Source organism: Brachybacterium halotolerans subsp. kimchii (genome assembly GCF_020792675.1).
Lineage (GTDB): Bacteria > Actinomycetota > Actinomycetes > Actinomycetales > Dermabacteraceae > Brachybacterium > Brachybacterium halotolerans.
In genome coordinates, this window is the sequence record NZ_CP086254.1 from 3631253 (window position 1) to 3647459 (window position 16207).

General features: G+C 73.2%; 16 protein-coding genes. 11 read left to right on the forward strand and 5 right to left on the reverse strand.

The genetic code is table 11. The features are described from left to right. Nucleotides 1–83 precede the first annotated feature (83 nt). Genes Bra3105_RS16205 through Bra3105_RS16230 form a run of 6 tightly spaced genes read left to right on the forward strand, consistent with a single transcriptional unit; the run spans nt 84 to nt 5385 of the window. Nucleotides 84–518: a holo-ACP synthase gene (locus Bra3105_RS16205; RefSeq protein ID WP_228357700.1), complete on the forward strand. Its 435-nt coding sequence runs from the start codon at nt 84–86 to the stop codon at nt 516–518. Further along, on the forward strand, nt 515–2077 hold the full coding sequence (locus Bra3105_RS16210) for an NAD(P)H-hydrate epimerase (RefSeq protein ID WP_228357701.1): 1563 nt from the start codon (nt 515–517) through the stop codon (nt 2075–2077). The genes Bra3105_RS16205 and Bra3105_RS16210 overlap by 4 nt, the downstream gene beginning before the upstream one ends. After that, nucleotides 2074–3501 (forward strand): alanine racemase, encoded by a 1428-nt coding sequence (gene alr / locus Bra3105_RS16215; RefSeq protein WP_228357702.1) that lies wholly within the window; start codon nt 2074–2076, stop codon nt 3499–3501. Before Bra3105_RS16210 ends, alr begins: the two co-directional genes overlap by 4 nt. Next, nucleotides 3501–4103, forward strand: a complete 603-nt coding sequence (gene tsaE, locus Bra3105_RS16220; protein ID WP_228357703.1) for a tRNA (adenosine(37)-N6)-threonylcarbamoyltransferase complex ATPase subunit type 1 TsaE — start codon at nt 3501–3503, stop codon at nt 4101–4103. Before alr ends, tsaE begins: the two co-directional genes overlap by 1 nt. Then, the gene (gene tsaB, locus Bra3105_RS16225) at nt 4100–4807 is read left to right on the forward strand and encodes a tRNA (adenosine(37)-N6)-threonylcarbamoyltransferase complex dimerization subunit type 1 TsaB (protein ID WP_323188829.1); all 708 of its coding nucleotides are present in this window, start codon (nt 4100–4102) and stop codon (nt 4805–4807) included. The genes tsaE and tsaB overlap by 4 nt, the downstream gene beginning before the upstream one ends. After that, nucleotides 4804–5385, forward strand: a complete 582-nt coding sequence (locus Bra3105_RS16230) for a GNAT family N-acetyltransferase (RefSeq protein ID WP_228357704.1) — start codon at nt 4804–4806, stop codon at nt 5383–5385. Before tsaB ends, Bra3105_RS16230 begins: the two co-directional genes overlap by 4 nt. A gap of 15 nt (nt 5386–5400) precedes the next feature. On the opposite strand, the gene Bra3105_RS16235 is transcribed toward Bra3105_RS16230, so the two are convergent. Both Bra3105_RS16235 and Bra3105_RS16240 read right to left on the reverse strand, forming a co-directional pair. Next, on the reverse strand, nt 5401–7191 hold the full coding sequence (locus tag Bra3105_RS16235; protein WP_228357705.1) for a hypothetical protein: 1791 nt from the start codon (nt 7189–7191) through the stop codon (nt 5401–5403). Further along, nucleotides 7176–8015 carry an ABC transporter ATP-binding protein gene (locus Bra3105_RS16240; RefSeq protein WP_228357706.1) on the reverse strand — a complete coding sequence of 280 codons (840 nt, stop codon included), beginning with the start codon at nt 8013–8015 and terminating at the stop codon, nt 7176–7178. The genes Bra3105_RS16235 and Bra3105_RS16240 overlap by 16 nt, the downstream gene beginning before the upstream one ends. Nucleotides 8016–8299: 284 nt before the next feature. On the opposite strand from Bra3105_RS16240, the gene Bra3105_RS16245 reads away from it, so the two are divergent. Then, nucleotides 8300–9622: an AI-2E family transporter gene (locus tag Bra3105_RS16245; RefSeq protein ID WP_228357707.1), complete on the forward strand. Its 1323-nt coding sequence runs from the start codon at nt 8300–8302 to the stop codon at nt 9620–9622. Between the two features lie 130 nt (nt 9623–9752). Here the strand turns inward: Bra3105_RS16245 and greA are convergent, their stop codons facing one another. Then, the gene (greA, locus tag Bra3105_RS16250) at nt 9753–10244 is read right to left on the reverse strand and encodes a transcription elongation factor GreA (RefSeq protein WP_228357708.1); all 492 of its coding nucleotides are present in this window, start codon (nt 10242–10244) and stop codon (nt 9753–9755) included. Between the two features lie 235 nt (nt 10245–10479). Next, a complete protein-coding gene (locus Bra3105_RS16255) occupies nt 10480–10896 on the reverse strand; it encodes a DUF4307 domain-containing protein (protein ID WP_152351838.1) in 417 nt (138 codons plus the stop codon). A 289-nt stretch (nt 10897–11185) separates the two neighbouring features. Between Bra3105_RS16255 and mca the strand changes: the two genes are divergently transcribed. Both mca and Bra3105_RS16265 read left to right on the forward strand, forming a co-directional pair. Continuing rightward, nucleotides 11186–12034, forward strand: coding sequence for a mycothiol conjugate amidase Mca (mca, locus tag Bra3105_RS16260; RefSeq protein WP_228359680.1), 849 nt, complete (start codon nt 11186–11188; stop codon nt 12032–12034). A gap of 11 nt (nt 12035–12045) precedes the next feature. Then, nucleotides 12046–12483, forward strand: a complete 438-nt coding sequence (locus Bra3105_RS16265; RefSeq protein WP_228357709.1) for a hypothetical protein — start codon at nt 12046–12048, stop codon at nt 12481–12483. Nucleotides 12484–12564: 81 nt separating this feature from the next. On the opposite strand, the gene trhA is transcribed toward Bra3105_RS16265, so the two are convergent. Beyond that, nucleotides 12565–13392 carry a PAQR family membrane homeostasis protein TrhA gene (trhA, locus tag Bra3105_RS16270; protein ID WP_228357710.1) on the reverse strand — a complete coding sequence of 276 codons (828 nt, stop codon included), beginning with the start codon at nt 13390–13392 and terminating at the stop codon, nt 12565–12567. Nucleotides 13393–13572: 180 nt separating this feature from the next. Between trhA and Bra3105_RS16275 the strand changes: the two genes are divergently transcribed. Together Bra3105_RS16275 and Bra3105_RS16280 are read left to right on the forward strand one after the other, a co-directional pair. Further along, nucleotides 13573–14331: an isoprenyl transferase gene (locus tag Bra3105_RS16275; RefSeq protein ID WP_228357711.1), complete on the forward strand. Its 759-nt coding sequence runs from the start codon at nt 13573–13575 to the stop codon at nt 14329–14331. Nucleotides 14332–14584: 253 nt separating this feature from the next. Beyond that, entirely contained in the window at nt 14585–16099 is a 1515-nt protein-coding gene (locus Bra3105_RS16280; RefSeq protein ID WP_228357712.1) for an RNA 5'-3' helicase PhoH2, read from the forward strand. Nucleotides 16100–16207 lie beyond the last annotated feature (108 nt).

Sequence of the window (16207 nt, forward strand, 5' to 3'; positions counted from 1 at the left end):
GCCGGGCTCCCGCTCTGCTGCTGCACTGCTCCCGCACGGCGCCCGCTCCGCTCCCGCGCACGTTTCGATGTGATACTGCCGGGGTGACCCCCGCACAGCTCCCGCCGTCCTCGCGCGCCTTCGCGCCGCGCGAGGACGGCGTCGTCGTCGGCGTGGGCGTCGACGTCGTGGGCATCGCCCGTCTCGACGCCCTCGCCGCTCGCACGCCCGCCCTGCTCGATCGTCTGCTCGCGCCGTCCGAGCGCGGGCTCTCGCCCGCCTCGCGCGCGGCCCGCGTCGCCGCGAAGGAGGCGGTGGGCAAGGCGCTCGGCGCCCCCGGCGACTACTCGTGGCAGGACGTGACCGTCGAGCGCACCACGGCCGGTCGCCCCTACCTGGTCCTCACCGGGGCGACCCTCGCCGCGGCCGAGCGCCAGGGCGTCGCCCACCTGCACCTCTCCCTCTCCCACGACGCCGACGTCGCGACCGCCGTGGTCGTCGCCGAGCGCGGCGCCGCACCCCGGACGGTGCCCGCATGATCCGCGCGTTCACCGCCGACCAGGTGCGCGCCGCCGAGGCCCCGCTGCTCGAGGCGGGGGAGCCGCTCATGCAGCGCGCGGCGTTCGCGCTCGCCCAGCGGGCTCTCGCGCATCTGCGCAGGGGGCGCGAGGGCAGTGCGGGACAGAAGGACGCGGGGCCGACGAGGGCCCGGACCGTCGCCGGCGCGCGCGTGCTCGTGCTCGCCGGGGCGGGGGACAACGGCGGCGACGGCCTGTTCGCCGCCGCCCTGCTGCGCCGCCGCGGGGTCGCCGCCGACGCGCTCGCCGTCCTCGGACGCCACCACGAGGAGGGGGCCGCGGCCCTGCGCGCGAGAGGCGGGCGTGTCTTCACGCGCCTCGACGAGCTCCCCGTGCGGGGCCCGATCTCCCTCGTGCTCGACGCGATCACCGGCATCGGAGGGCGTCCCGAGCTCTCGCCCGCGCTGCGCGAGCTGCTGGACACGGTGCGCGACCTGGACGCTCCCGTGCTCGCGGTCGACGTGCCGAGCGGCATCGACGCGACGACCGGCGCCGCCGATCCCGGTGCGCTCGCCGCCCGCGAGACCGTCACCTTCGGGGCCGTGAAGACGGGTCTGCTGCTGCCCGGCGGCGCCGACCTCGCCGGGAACGTCCACCTCGTGGACATCGGCCTGGGCCCGCACATGCCCGAGCGTCCCGCCCTCGAGCGCCTGGAGACGGCCGATGCTGCGGCGCTCTGGCCCACCCCGGGGCGCGGGGACGACAAGTACTCGCGCGGCGTCGTCGAGATCGCCGCCGGCTCGGAGACCTATCCCGGTGCCGCGGTGCTCTCGGTCAGCGGCGCCGCCCGGGCGGGAGCGGGCATGGTGCGCCTGGACGCCCCGCGCAGCGTGCTCGACCTCGTGCTCGCCCGTCGGCCCGAGGTCGTCGGGGGCGAGGGGAAGCACCAGGCCCGCGTGGTCGGCTCCGGCGTTCCCGAGGACGATCCGCGCCTCGCGCGCGCCCTCGCGGACCTGCGCACCGGGCACCGGCCCCACGAGCGGACGCGACTGCCCGGCGTCGTCGACGCGGGGGCCCTCGGCGCCGTGGGCACGGGCGACGGCGGCGCGCTCGACGGGTTCCACCCCGGCGTCGTGCTCACCCCGCACGCCGGGGAGGCCGCGCGGCTCGCACGGGCGCTGGGCATCGACCCCGAGCAGCCCGCGCCGGATCTCGCCCGCGCGCTCGCCGAGGCCACCGGGGCGACCGTCCTGCTCAAGGGAGCTGTGACGATCATCGCCCCGTCGGACCCCTCGGAGCCCCTGCTGAGCCAGGACGACGCGACCTCGCAGCTCGCCACCGCGGGCGCCGGCGACGTGCTCGGCGGAGTGCTCGGATCCCTGCTCGCGGCGGGTCTGCCCGGACCTCGCGCCGCCGCGCTCGCCGCCCTCGTGCACGGCCGCGCGGCCCGTGACGCGGCCCTCGGAGGAACGGCTCCGATCGCCGCCCTGGACGTCGCCGAGCACCTCCCGCGCGCCGTCGCGACTATCCTTGCCGGGGCCGACCGGAGACCGCCGGCCGACGAGGCAGGAGGAGCATGAGCATCCCGATCCCCGCAGAGGATCCTCGGCACGTGCCCAACAGGGCCGTCGTGGACACCTCGGCGATCACGCACAACACGCGTGTGATCGTCGATTCGCTGCGCGAGCACACCGCGCTGATGGCCGTGGTCAAGGCCGACGGCTACGGGCACGGCATGCTCAGCGCCGCCCGCGCGGCCGTCGCCGGGGGAGCGACCTGGCTGGGCGTCGCCCATCCGGCCTCCGCCCTGGCGCTCTCCCGCGCCGGCATCGAGGTGCCGATCTTCAGCTGGCTGTACGAGCCGCGCACCGCCGCCGAGATCCTCCCCGCCGTCGTCGCCGAGGGCGTCGAGATCTCCGTGGGCAGCCTCGCGATGCTCAAGATGGTCGCCGACGCCGCCCGTCAGGCCGACCGCCGCGCCCGCGTCCACGTGAAGATCGACACCGGCATGGGGCGCAACGGCGCCCTGCCCGCGAAGCTCGCCGCCATCGGCTCCGCCGCCAGGGAGGACGAGTTCATCCGCCTCAGCGGGGCATGGACGCATCTCTCCGCGGCCGACGACCCCGAGGACCCGATGACCGACCAGCAGGTCGAGATCTTCGACTCCGCCTGCGAGGCCCTCGAGGAGGAGGCGGGCCCGATCCCGCTCCAGCACCTCGCGAACACCGCGGCGACCCTCACCCGGCGCGACCTGCACCGCGACATCGTGCGACCGGGCATCGGCCTGTACGGCTACCCGCCCGTCGCCACCGATCTGGATCTGCGCCCGGCGCTCACGCTCACCAGCAGGCTCGCCCTGGTCAAGGACGTGCCCGCGGGCCAGACCGTCGGCTACGGCCACCGCTTCACCACCCCCGCGCCCACCCGCCTGGGCCTGGTGCCGATCGGCTACGCCGACGGGCTGCCCCGCGCCGCCTCCGGCGGTGTCAGCGTGCTCGTGCGCTCCGACGACGGCGACCACCGCGCACAGCAGGTCGGGCGGATCAGCATGGACCAGATCGTGGTGGACCTGGGATCGGAGTCCCGGGCCCGCGCCGGCGACGAGGTCGTGCTGTTCGGAGCCGCCCAGGCGCTCGCGCCCCTGGACGACGATGCGTCCGAGGTCGCCGTGACCCCGCAGTTCGTCGCCTCCGCGCAGACGGAGGGGGAGCCGGAGCTGGAGCAGGAGCCCGCGCAGCAGCCGGATGCCGCAGCGGACGCGGACAGTCCGATGGAGCCTCGGGACGATGAGGAGCCGGCACCCGAGCTGGAGCCGGAGTCGACCGGGACGAGCGACGAGGCCCCGTCGGCCCCCGCCCTCGCGGACCTCGATGCCGCGGAGCCCACTCTCCCCGATGACCATCCCGGTGTCCCGACCGCCGACGACTGGGCGACCGCCGCGGGCACCATCCCCTACGAGATCCTCACCTCGGTCTCCAACCGCGTGCCGCGGGAGCAGCGCTGATGAGCGGCGCCGGGGCCGGACCGGGCGCCGCGTCGCTCACCTTCACCACGACCGGCGCCGCGAGCACCCGCGATCTCGCGCGACGGCTCGCCGGACGCCTCGGCGCGGGCGACCTGCTCGTGCTCGACGGACCGCTCGGCGCTGGGAAGACCACCTTCACCCAGGGACTCGGCGAGGGACTGGGAGTGCGCGGCCCCGTCGCGTCCCCGACCTTCGTGATCTCCCGGGTCCACCCGAGCGAGGCGGGCGGACCGGCCCTCGTGCACGTCGACGCCTACCGGCTCGGCGGTGGCGCGGACATCGACGACCTCGACCTCGACTCCGATCTCTCGGACGCGGTCATGGTCGTCGAATGGGGACGCGACGTCGTCGAGCAGCTGAGCGACTCGCACCTGCTCGTCGAGCTCTCCCGCGCGACCGGCGCGGAGGACGCGCAGCCGGAGCAGGGCACCGCCGCCGGCGACGGCGAGGAGTTCGACGAGCCCCGTGCTCTGACCCTCACCTTTGTCGGGCCGCGCTGGGACGACGCGCGGATCCGCGCGGTCCGCGAGGCGCTCGGGGACGCGGCATCCACCACGACCACGGAAGGGCGCGAGGCATGATGTGGCTCGGGATCGACACCTCGGGAGCCGTCGGCGTGGCCGTCGGGGACCGGGAGAGCGGGCGCGTGCTGGCCGTGGGCCAGGACGACCGCGCGCGGCATCACGACGAGGTGCTCATGGCCCTCATCGACGACACCCTCCGTCGGGCGGGCGGTGGACGCGCCGATCTCGAGGCCGTCGTCGCCGGACGCGGCCCGGGCCCCTTCACGGGCCTGCGCGTGGGTCTCGTGACCGCGCGCGAGATCGCGTTCGTCCTGGACATCCCGCTGCACGGCCTGTGCTCCCTCGACGCGCTCGCCCTGCAGGCCGCCGAGGAGACCCCCGAGGCCCGCAGCCTCGCGATCGCGCTTGACGCGCGGCGCCGCGAGGTCTACTGGGCGCGCTACGAGCGGGCCGACGGGCAGTCGCCGTCGGCGCCCGGAGCGCGGATCGAGCGGGTCGAGGGTCCCTCCGTCTCGGCCCCGGCGGACGTCGCCGAGGAGTTCATGGCCTGCGACGTCGTCGCGGGCTCCGGCGCTCTCCTGCACAGCGAGATCCTGCATCCGAACTCCGCGCTCGCCCACGTCGACGCGGGCTCCCTGCTGCGCGAGGCGTGGCGCCGGCTCGACGCGGGGGAGGACCTGTCCTCGACCGAGCCCCTCTACCTGCGCGAGCCCGACGCGAAGAAGCCGTCGGCGCGCAAGAGCGCCCTGGGGCGGCGGTGACCGAGCCCGCGCCCGAACCCGCCGCCGAGCGATCGTCCGCACCGGAGCCCGAGGACTTCCCCGAGCAGACGCGGCTGCCCGAGGGGATGCGCCTGCGCATCGCCACCCTCGAGGACGCCCTGCCGATCGCCGAGCTCGAGCTGCGGCTGTTCCCCGAGGACGCCTGGACCTTCGACATGGTGCGCGAGGAGATCGCGCACCCCTCCCGCCGCTTCGTCATCGTCGAGCGGGGGAGCGGGCCCCCGAGCGGCGGATCCGCCGACGAGCCCGATGCCCCCGGCGAGATCGTCGGCTACGCGGGCGTCATGCTCCTCGGCGACTCGGCCGACCTCCACACGATCGGCACCACCCTGCCCGGCCGAGGCATCGGTCGAGCCCTGCTCGACTGGTCGCTGCGCGCGACCCGCGAGGGAGGCGCGCGCGCCCTCGTGCTCGAGGTGCGCGAGGACAACGCGCGTGCCCGCTCCGTCTACGAGGCGGCGGGGTTCCAGGACATCGGCCGACGGCCCGGCTACTACCCGGGACCCCATGGCCCGGTCGACGCCCGCGTGATGATCCGCGAGGTCGCGGGGGACTGACCGGAGGGCCCGGGCTCACACGTGGTGGTGCACCCGCTGGAAGACGTCCACGTAGTGCGCCTCGAGCCGACGCTCGGCGAGCCGCAGGCCCACCAGCAGCACCACGACCCCGATCACCAGGGAGAGCACCCCGGCGCCGATCAGGATCATCGGCCCGTCGACGACGAGACCCCAGATCGCGACGCCGACCGCGGGCAGCTGCGGGACGAACACCGCGGCCGTCGCCAGCCCCATCGCGAGCATCGCGCTCGCGTTCGAGGACGAGCGGTCCTTCATCGGGTTCGTGCCGGGAGCGGCCGTCGGGTACGGCATGATCGTCCCGATCAGGGACGAGGCGCCCCAGCCTCCCATCATCAGCCCGAGCGCGCCGAGCAGGATCATGGGCACCAGATCCGGCCGACCCATGAGGATCGGGATCACGATCGCGGCGAGCACCAGGAACGGCACGGTGAACACAGCCATCGCGGCGATCCGACCGCGCAGGTTCGCACGGGCAGGGACCCCCGCGGTGATGTTCACCCAGCCCGCGGGCCCGTCGAAGCCGATCTCGTTCGCGAGCGTGATCCCGCTGATCGCCGCCACCAGCAGCACGCCCATGAACGGCGTGACGCGGTTGTTCTCGTTGATCAGGCCCATCGCCACGAAGAAGACGAGCATGACCGGCATGATCACGACCGAGGCGAGATAGCGGGAATCGCGCCGCCAGTAGCGCAGGGAGCGGCCCATGACCGCGCCGAACGCGCTCGAGCGCACGAAGCGCGGCACCAGGGCGGAGACCTTCGCGCTGCCGGAGGAGGCATCGCCGACCAGGGCCTCGCGCATCGCCAGATCGATGCTGCGGCGCCACCACAGCCACACCAGCACGATGGTGGCCGCTCCGATCACCGCGCGGACGAGCGCGGGGAGCACGGCGCCCTGGGCGAGATCGACGGGAACGGAGAAGAGCGCGCCGAAGGGGGTCCACGCCCCGATCTGCGCCCCGGTGGCGAGCACCTTCGACCACAGGGAGATGTTCGCGCCGTCGAGCGACTGCCCCAGCAGGCTGATGCCGTAGAGGGCGCCCAGCATGACGACGATGCCGATCACCCCGCCCACCTCGCGGCCGCGCCGCGAGGAGGAGCGCGATGCCTGGTGCGCGAGGACCGCGCGCGGCAGCAGCAGGCAGAGCACGATGCCGGCGAGATGGGCGGGGACCAGGGCGATGATCGCGAGGACCATCCAGATGGGCCCGGCCGCATGCATCGCCGCCCAGATGATGACGCCGACGCTCGAAATCGCGACCCCGAGCACGGTGAACAGGGTGGGCAGACTGATGGCCCCGGCGGCCAGCATCCCCGGCTGGAGCTCCCGTGCGGTGCGCGGGTACAGGGCCAGCTTGCGGGGGTCCAGGGAGTCGTCGACGCCGAAGGCGAACAGCGGCAGCAGCAGCCAGACCAGCACGAGCGCCGTGCCCAGCGCGCGGACGGCGGTGGGGAACACGGACCCGTCGGCGTCCATGACGACCGTCGCGACGACCAGGGCGACCAGGGTGGCCATCCCGCCCAGTCCGTAGAGGCCGCCGAAGACGGTGCCGACGATCTTGCCGACGTTCTTGCGGAACGAGCGGCGCCACAGGATCCACTTCAGCCGCATGAGCAGCCGCACGAGGGCCATGCCGCGCACGCTGCCGTGCAGGGAGCCTCCCGCGGTGGTGATGTCGGAGGTCCCGGAGGGCGCGGAGCCCCCGGAGGTGCGGGCGCTGTTCGCGGGGCCGAAGGGGCCGCCCGCAGGGGTCCCGTGCTCGTCGGTCCTCACGACTGCAGCCATGACAGGCTCCCCTCCTCGACCTCGCCCGCTCCGACGAGGTCCATGAAGCGTTGCACGAGGCTGCCGCCGGCGCGGACCTCCACGAGCGTGCCGTCGGCGAGGATCTCTCCGCGCGCGATGATCGCCACGTGCGAGCACAGCTCCTCGACGAGCTCCATGACGTGGCTCGAGAGCACCACGGTGCCGCCGCCGGCGACGAAGGCGCGCAGGATCTGGCGGATCCGCTGCCCGGAGACCGGGTCCACGGCCTCGAGCGGCTCGTCGAGCACGAGCAGGCGAGGGGCGTGGATGAGCGCGCAGGCCAGGAGGATCTTCTTCGTCATGCCGGCCGAGTAGTCGACGACGAGCTTGCCGTCCTCCCCGGCGAGGTCCATGGCCTCCAGCAGCGAGGTGCTGCGCTCGTCGACGACCGCGGGGTCCATGCCCCGGATCAGGCCGACGTAGGTGAGCAGCTCGCGCCCGGTGAGGCGGTCGAAGGTGCGCAGGCCGTCGGCCAGCACCCCCATCTGCGCCTTGGCGCGCTCGGGCTCGCTCCACATGTCGGCGCCCAGCACGTGCGAGCTGCCGCCGTCGGGCCGCAGCAGGCCGGTCGCCATCGACAGGGTGGTGGTCTTGCCGGCGCCGTTGGGGCCGACGATCCCGTAGAAGGCTCCGCGCGGGATCGACAGCGAGATGCCGTGCACGACCTCGGTGCCGTCGAAGGACTTGCGCAGACCGTCGACGTGCAGAGCGGGCTCTGCGCCGGGCGGGGCGGTGGATGCGGGGCTCGCGCCGCCGGTCGCGGCGGCACTCGGTTCGTGGACCGGGACTGTGGGCTGGCTCATGCTCGAAGACTACGGGGGAGGCCGCGGGAGGCTCGACCATCCGTCGGCGGTGCGCGCACCCGACCTAAGTCGGTGACGCCGCGTGCGACCGGGACGATCGACCGCGGTGCGGGGCGCGGGCATCGGCCGATCGTCTGAGCGCCGGGTCCGTGCGCCGGGTGCGAGCGCCGGGTCCGAGCGCCGGGTCCGAGCGCCGCCGCCGCTCACCGGCGGGACGCGGGCGGGGAGCGAGCAGATAGAGTGCAACCTGGCCGAGTGCCGACATCCGAGAGGGGAACCTTCCCATGACGACACCCCGTCGCCGATTCGCGGACGCCGAGGGCGCCGACGAATCACCGAGCACCCCGCGCGAGGTCGCGGAGATCCCGATCGGGATCCGACGCCTGGGGGCCTGGTCCTGGCGGCTGATCGTGATCACCGCCGCGGCCGCCCTGATCATCGGGGGCATCCTCAAGATCACGGCCATCGTGATCCCGGTGCTCATCGCGATCCTCGTCGCCTCGCTGCTCTCCCCGCTGGTGGGCCTGCTGACCCGGCACACGTTCCTGGGGCGGGCGGCCGCGAGCGGCGTCGCGCTCGTGGCGCTGATCATCGTGGTGATCGGCATGTTCACGCTGGCCAGCCGCCAGCTGTTCGCGCAGGCCGGCGACATCTACGCCAAGGCCCTCACCGGTGTGCAGACGCTGATCGACTGGTCGAACACCACGTTCAACCTCGACGACTCGATGATCAACAAGGCGACCGACGAGATCCTCGCGAAAGTGCAGGAGAACACGGACTCCCTGATCAGCGGCGCCTTCTCGACGGTCTCGACCGTGGGCAACGTGGTCACGGGCATCGTGATCGCCCTGTTCACCCTGTTCTTCCTGCTCTCGGGCGGCTCGACGATCTGGCGCTGGGTGGTGGGCCTGCTGCCCCCGGCCGCGCGCGTGCCCACCCACGAGGCGTTCCGCCGCGGCTGGAAGGCTCTGTCGGCATACATGCGCACGCAGATCATGGTCGCCGCGGTCGACGCGACCGGCATCAGCATCGGCATGATCGCCCTCGGCGTGGGCTCCTACGCCGTGCCGATCTGGCTGCTCGTGTTCCTGTTCTCGTTCGTGCCGCTGGTCGGTGCGATCCTCTCGGGCGCCATCGCGATCCTCATCGTGCTGGTGCTCAAGGGCTGGGTCTTCGCGATCATCATGCTCGCGGTGGTCATCGCCGTGCAGCAGATCGAGGGCAACGTCCTCCAGCCCTTCCTCATGGGCAAGGCCGTCGAGCTGCACCCGCTGGCCGTGTTCCTGGGCGTCGCCTCGGGCGCGATGATCGCCGGCATCGCGGGCGCCCTGTTCGCGATCCCCGTGATCGCCTTCGTCAACGCCACGCTGCTGTACATGACGGGGCGCGACCCCTCACCCGACCTGGGCCTCGACGAGACCGTCGACGCGCAGCTCACCGCCCCGCCGCAGCCCAAGAAGCACGAGGAGTCCCCCCGCGAGGCGAAGCGCCGCGCGAAGGCCGAGTCCTCGAAGGCGCAGGCCGCCGCGCTGCGCGAGGAGTCGGCCGAGGAGGTCGCGAGCAGCGCGGCCCCGAAGCACGGCGAGGAGCCCCGCGCAGGGGAGTGACGCCGCCGCACCGGACCGCCGGGTACGGAGAAGGCCGGGCCTGCCGTCGGAACCATGGGGTTCCGGCACGCAGACCCGGCCTCCGTCGTCCGGTCGTCCGTCGCGGCGCGCGGGGCGCCCGACGGATCGCTCAGGCGCGGTAGGGCTTCGCGGAGATGATCTCGATCGTCAGCGAGCGGCCGTTGGGCGCCTCGTAGTCGATGCTCTCGCCGACCTTCGAGCCGTTGATCGACGAGCCCAGCGGGGACTCGGTCGAGAAGACCTCGAGGTCCTCGCCGTCGTCCGCGATCTCGCGGTTGCCCAGCAGGAACGTGCGGTCCTTGCCGGCCATCGAGATCTTCACGACCATGCCCGGCTCGACGACGCCGTCGTCCTTCGGGGTCTCGCCGACGACCGCGTTCTTCAGCAGGTGGGTGAGCTCCGCGATGCGAGCCTCGTTCTTCCCCTGCTCCTCGCGGGCCGCGTGGTAGCCGCCGTTCTCCTTGAGGTCGCCCTCGTCGCGAGCCGCGGCGATGCGCTCGGCGATCTCGGTGCGACGGGGCCCCTCGAGCTCGGCGAGCTCCGCGGTGAGGCGGTCGTAGGCGTCCTGGGTGAGCCAGGAACCAGTGGGCTGGCTGCTCATGCGAACACTCCTGATGTCTTGTCGCGGGCGGCCGCCCTCGGCGGACGCCCGACACAGTTCACGGGGCACATGTTGCGCATGCGCCCCGTGTGCGGGTGATGAAGACCGACGCGCTGTCGGTATCAGAGCATCGTACAACGGATGCGACCGGCGCCCCCAACGGTGCGGCGCGTCGGACACCTGGGATCCGGGCCCGGTCGCGGGCCCCGGTGCCGCGATCCCGGCCGGTGGAGGATCAGGCCTTCTGGCAGCTGATGACCTCGGCGCTGACCGCCTCGCCCTGGGTGTCGATGTCCACGGTGCGCACGACCTGCCGCTCGGGGCCCCCGGGGATCTCCACCTCGCGGAAGCCCACCTGCGCACGACCCGCGTTCAGCGCCTGCACCGTGCACGTGGCGTCGACGCCGGGGCTGCGGGTGAGCTGGAAGGTCAGCGAGATCGTGTCGTCGTCGACGTGGTCGTAGCCGACGTCCTTCGCGGTCACGGGCTGGTCCGCGAAGCGGTAGCCGACGAACGCGAGCACGGCGAGGAACACGACGGCCCCGATCACGAACAGCACGCGCGCGGTGCGCCGGGGCACCAGTGGGCCACCGTAGCGGGAGGCGAGCGGATCGGTGGATCCCGTGGGGGTGCTCGGAGCGTGCGCGTCCATGCGTCCATCCTCCCAGATCGGACCTGGGCCCGACGCGCGAGTGGCGGGGGTCTCGGCCTCCGCCCCAGTCCGGGACCAGGCAGGTGGCGTACCCTCGGCTGGTGCGGAGACGCGCCCGATCCCGGGCCGTCGGCCCCGCCCGCGGCGAGGCCCTGAGCCCCGCCCGCGGAACCGTCCGAGCGACGGGACGAGACCCGTCCCGCCCGGCGGGACCAGAGCTGTCCGACCCCGACCCGGTGAAGGTGGAAACGTGCCCGACCTCGAGCCCGAGAGCGACGACCGGCTGCGCATGGTCGCCGTGCATGCCCACCCCGACGACGAGTCGAGCAAGGGGGCGGGGTCGATGGCCAAGTACGTCCGTGAGGGCGCGCAGGTCACCGTCATCACCTGCACTGGCGGGGAGCGCGGCGACATCCTCAACCCCAAGCTCGCCGACGACGAGGAGATCCTCGCGGACCTGCCCGCGGTGCGCCGCACCGAGATGGCCGCGGCGCAGAGGGTCCTGGGCGTGGACCACGAGTGGCTCGGGTTCATCGACTCGGGCCTGCCCGAGGGCGATCCCCGCCCCGAGCTGCCCGAGGGATGCTTCGCCCGCGTGAGCGTCGAGGAGGGCGCACGGCCCCTGGTCGCCGCGATCCGCCGGCTGCGTCCGCACGTGCTCACCACGTACGACGAGAACGGCGGCTACCCGCACCCCGACCACATCCAGTGTCACCGGGTCAGCGTGCTCGCCTTCGAGCGGGCCGCGGATCCCGAGTACGCGCCCGAGCTCGGCGAGCCGTGGGAGGTCTCGAAGATGTACTACATCAACGGCTTCTCCCGCAGCCGCTTCCAGGGCATCGCCGACTTCCTGCGCGGACGCGGCACCCCGGACGAGCAGCTCGAGGAGATGGCCCAGCGCTTCCCCAGCGGCGCCGACCGCCTGGTCACCACCCGCGTCGACATCAGCGACCAGCTCGACATCCGAGACGCCGCGCTGCGCGCCCACGCCACCCAGGTGGATCCCGAGGGCTTCTTCTTCCACATCCCCAACGACGTCCTGCGCGAGTCGCACTGGGCGACCGACGACTACGAGCTGCGCACCTCGCGCATCGGCGTGACCCTGCCCGAGACCGACCTGTTCGCGGGTCTGCGATGAGCGCGGGGCTGATGAGCGCCGGGCTGATGAGCGCCGGGACGATCGGGCTCGCGACGTTGGGCGGGCGGCTGCTCGCCGCGCCCTCGGACTCCGGGGACATGACCGCGACGACCGTCACGCCGGGCCTGCCGGCCTTCATCGTGATGTTCGTGCTGGCCGCCGCCATCGTGCTGCTCGCCCTCGACATGACGCGCCGCGTGCGCCGCATCCAGGCCCGCTCGCGCGCCGAGGGGCATCTCGCCGAGGAGGGCCGGGGCGAGGGCACCGGGTCTGCCGACGGGACCGAGCCTGCGGACTCGACCGAGCCTGTGGACGGGACTAAGCCTGCGGATGGGGCAGGGCCTGTCGACGGGGCAGCGCCTGCCGATGAGAACCGGCCCGCCGACGGGGAGGCGCCGTCGGACGACGGGGATTTCGAGGGCGGCGAAGGCGGTCGTCCGCGCGACTGAGCGGCCCGTCATCCCGTCGGCCCGTCGGCCCCGTCGGCCCGCGGCGTCCCGTCCGCCTCGACGGTCCGGGTGACCCGGCGATCAGATCACCGCGATCGCGACCGCGACGAAGTGGCAGACGAAGCCCGCGATCGTGAACGCGTGGAAGATCTCGTGGTAGCCGAACCACGCCGGTGACGGGTCGGGCCGCTTGAGGCCGTAGACGAGCGCGCCGAGCGTGTACGCGATGCCGCCGGCGATGATCAGCCAGGCCACGGCCCAGCCGCCGCCCGCGATGATCTGCGGCATGTAGAAGATCGCCACCCAGCCCAGCGCCACGTACGCGGGCACGTAGAGCCAGCGCGGGGCGCTCGTCCAGAAGATGCGGAAGCCCACGCCGATCAGGGCGCCCGCCCAGCAGATCACCAGCAGGGTGACTGCCGAGCGCGGTTGCAGCATCGACGCGGCGATCGGCGTGTAGGTGCCCGCGATGATGAGGAAGATGTTCGCGTGGTCGAAGCGCCGCAGCATGAGCGCGTGCTCGGCGCGCCAGGTGCCGCGGTGGTAGGTCGCGCTCACGCCGAACAGCAGGCACGAGGTCAGCACGAAGACCGCGCACGCGAGCCGGGTGGGCAGGTCGTCGCCGAGCGCGACCAGCAGCAGCCCGGCGATCAGCGCCGCCGGCAGAGCGAGCATGTGCAGCACGCCGCGCAGGCGGGGCTTGGGCAGGGCCAGTCCCAGCTCCTTCGCGCGGCGCGCCATCTGGCGGGTCAGCTCGCGCGGGGCGAAGGGATGCGTCGAGGCGGTCGGGATCTGATCATCCTCGAGCGCCGACGGCGGCTCGGCCGGAGTGATCGGGCGCCGAGCGGCCTCCGAGACGCTGTCGCGATGGGTCTCGGAGTCGGGGGAGCGGTGTGGTGCCAGGGCCATGCCGTGAGCGTAACCTACGGTTCCGTAAGTGGGGAGTGCGCCGTCTGTGGCGGTGCTGTGAAGAGCGGCCGCGCCCTTGCCGCACCACCGGTGCGCGTGGTCGATAATGGAGCGTCCTCGCCGTGCGGGCGCGGACACGGCGGGCAGACGAGTCGGGACGCGCGAGAGGGGGAGCTGGTCGTGGACGATGACGGGATCCTCTACCGCGTGTACGAGAAGCGGCTGATGAAGGAGCTCGACGCCTACCGGCTGCCCCAGCACCTCGGCGTCATCGTCGACGGGAACCGGCGCTGGGCCAAGGCCTCTGGCATCACCACCGCTGAGGGACATCGCCAGGGCGGCGCGAAGATCACCGAGTTCCTCACCTGGTGCGAGGAGCTCGAGATCCCGCTGGTCACCGTGTGGATGCTCTCCACCGACAACCTGCGCCGCGGCGCCGACGAGCTCGCGCTGCTGTTCGAGATCATCGCCGAGACCGTCGAGTCGATCGCGGGCGCGGGCTACACCGTGCGCCTGGCCGGATCCGTCGAATCCCTCCCGGTCGCGACCCGGGAGCGCGTCGCTGCCGTGCAGGAGCGCTCGACCCCATCGAAGTCCCTCACCGTGAACGTGGCGATCGGCTACGGCGGCCGCGAAGAGATCGTCGACGCGGTCCGCGAGCTGGTGCGCGACCTCGGCGCCGAGGGCCGCAGCCCCGACGAGATCGCCGAGGCCATCTCCATGGAGGGCATCGGCGAGCACCTCTACACGCGCGGCCAGCCCGACCCGGACCTCATCATCCGCTCCTCGGGCGAGCAGCGGCTCTCCGGGTTCCTCATGTGGCAATCCGCCCACTCGGAGTTCTGGTTCTGCGAGACGAACTGGCCGGGCTTCCGGCGCGTGGACCTGCTGCGCGCCCTGCGCGACTACTGCCAGCGCGAGCGCCGGTTCGGCGCGTGAGACGGGTGCCGCGCCGTCGGGTGGGGTCGACGGCGGACGGGCGTGACCCCTCGGCCGGCGCGTCGGCGAACGGACGATGACGGCCTCGTGAATGCTGCGGCGGCGCACACGCCGTCGGGCGCGTCGTGCCGCGCGTCACACCTCGCGCGGAGTAGGTTCGCGCCAAGCGCTCCGATCGGGCCGCATCCCCAGTCTTCCCCCTCCGAGGGGACGCGGCAGACCGCACGGGGCTGATCACGGACGGAGGCTCCCGATGACCGACACCACCACGACCGCCCCCCAGGGCACGACGGCGCAGGATCCGGGCGAGGCTCACCTCGTCGAGCAGGGCCCGACCACGATCGACACCGCGCGGCCCGCCGCGCGGGAGGCCGGGCAGGACCCGTTCGGGACGGAGGGGGACGGCGGTCATCCGGTGGCCGTGGTGCGATCTCTCGAACCCGGGGGCGCCCAGGAGGCCCTGCCGGACCTCGAGGTCGGCACCCTCACCTACGTGCTGGACACCTCCGTGCTGCTCTCGGACCCGCAGGCGCTGGTCCGCTTCGCCGAGCACGACATCGTCCTGCCGATCGTCGTCATCACCGAGCTCGAGTCCAAGCGCCACCATCCCGACCTCGGCTTCTTCGCCCGGCAGTCCCTGCGGATCCTCGACGACCTGCGCGATCGCCACGGCAATCTCTCCGTCCCGCTGCCGATCGGCGAGGACGGCGGCCATGTGCACGTCGAGCTCAACCACTCCTCCGACCGCTCGCTGCCCGACGGCTTCCGGCTCGGCGACAACGACACCCGCATCCTCGCCGTCGCCAAGAACCTGCAGCTCGAGGGCAAGAGCGTCGTGCTCGTCTCCAAGGACCTGCCGATGCGCATCAAGGCATCGGCCTGCGGCATCCACGCCGAGGAGTACCGCGCCGAGCTCGCCCGCGACCGCGGATACACCGGCATGGTCACCGCGAGCGTCGGCGAGGAGGAGATGACCGTGCTCTACGACGGCAGCGACGTGGAGATCCCCGAGGTCTCCCATCGCCCGGTCCACACCGGCGTCACCATGACCAGCCCCCGCGGCAGCGGCCTCGGACGCGTCACCCGCGAGGGCAGCGTGCGGCTCGTCCCCGGCGACCAGGGCGTCTTCGGCGTCCACGGGCGCAGCGCCGAGCAGCGCATCGCGATCGACCTGCTGCTGGACGAGTCCATCGGCATCGTCTCCCTGGGCGGCCGCGCCGGCACCGGCAAGAGCGCGCTCGCCCTGTGCGCCGGCCTCGAGGCGGTCCTGGAGAAGCGCACGCAGCGCAAGATCATGGTGTTCCGCCCGCTCTACGCGGTGGGCGGCCAGGAGCTCGGATTCCTGCCCGGCGACCAGGGCGAGAAGATGGGGCCCTGGGGCGAGGCCGTCTTCGACACCCTGGGCTCGATGGTCAGCCAGAACGTGATCGACGAGGTGCTCAGCCGCGGCATGCTCGAGGTGCTCCCGCTGACGCACATCCGCGGCCGCTCCCTGCACGACGCCTTCGTGATCGTCGACGAGGCCCAGTCCATGGAGCGCAACGTGCTGCTGACCATGCTCTCGCGCATCGGCCAGAAGTCCCGCGTGGTCCTCACCCACGACGTCGCCCAGCGCGACAACCTCCGCGTGGGCCGCTACGACGGCATCGCGAGCGTGGTCGAGGCCCTCAAGGGCAGCGAGCTCTTCGCCCACATGACCCTGCAGCGCTCCGAGCGCTCCAAGGTCGCCGAGCTGGTCACGCACGTGCTGGATGCGCCGGTGATGTGAGGTCGCGGGGGCGCGGGCGCGGGGCACGACCCGGCGGCCGTGATGCAGACGCGGGCCCGCGCTCCGAGGGGAGTGCGGGCCCGCGTTCTGCGTAGAGCCTCGGGGCGG

Bases quoted from the DNA above. Each gene is read 5' to 3' on its own strand.
- trhA (WP_228357710.1), bottom strand. From the start codon at position 13,392: ATGGCCCTGGCACCACACCGCTCCCCCGACTCCGAGACCCATCGCGAC.
- tsaE (WP_228357703.1), top strand. From the start codon at position 3,501: ATGAGCGGCGCCGGGGCCGGACCGGGCGCCGCGTCGCTCACCTTCACC.
- Bra3105_RS16280 (WP_228357712.1), top strand. From the start codon at position 14,585: ATGACCGACACCACCACGACCGCCCCCCAGGGCACGACGGCGCAGGAT.
- Bra3105_RS16265 (WP_228357709.1), top strand. From the start codon at position 12,046: ATGAGCGCCGGGCTGATGAGCGCCGGGACGATCGGGCTCGCGACGTTG.
- tsaB (WP_323188829.1), top strand. From the start codon at position 4,100: ATGATGTGGCTCGGGATCGACACCTCGGGAGCCGTCGGCGTGGCCGTC.
- Bra3105_RS16240 (WP_228357706.1), bottom strand. From the start codon at position 8,015: ATGAGCCAGCCCACAGTCCCGGTCCACGAACCGAGTGCCGCCGCGACC.
- Bra3105_RS16235 (WP_228357705.1), bottom strand. From the start codon at position 7,191: ATGGCTGCAGTCGTGAGGACCGACGAGCACGGGACCCCTGCGGGCGGC.
- mca (WP_228359680.1), top strand. From the start codon at position 11,186: ATGGTCGCCGTGCATGCCCACCCCGACGACGAGTCGAGCAAGGGGGCG.
- Bra3105_RS16245 (WP_228357707.1), top strand. From the start codon at position 8,300: ATGACGACACCCCGTCGCCGATTCGCGGACGCCGAGGGCGCCGACGAA.
- greA (WP_228357708.1), bottom strand. From the start codon at position 10,244: ATGAGCAGCCAGCCCACTGGTTCCTGGCTCACCCAGGACGCCTACGAC.
- Bra3105_RS16210 (WP_228357701.1), top strand. From the start codon at position 515: ATGATCCGCGCGTTCACCGCCGACCAGGTGCGCGCCGCCGAGGCCCCG.
- alr (WP_228357702.1), top strand. From the start codon at position 2,074: ATGAGCATCCCGATCCCCGCAGAGGATCCTCGGCACGTGCCCAACAGG.
- Bra3105_RS16255 (WP_152351838.1), bottom strand. From the start codon at position 10,896: ATGGACGCGCACGCTCCGAGCACCCCCACGGGATCCACCGATCCGCTC.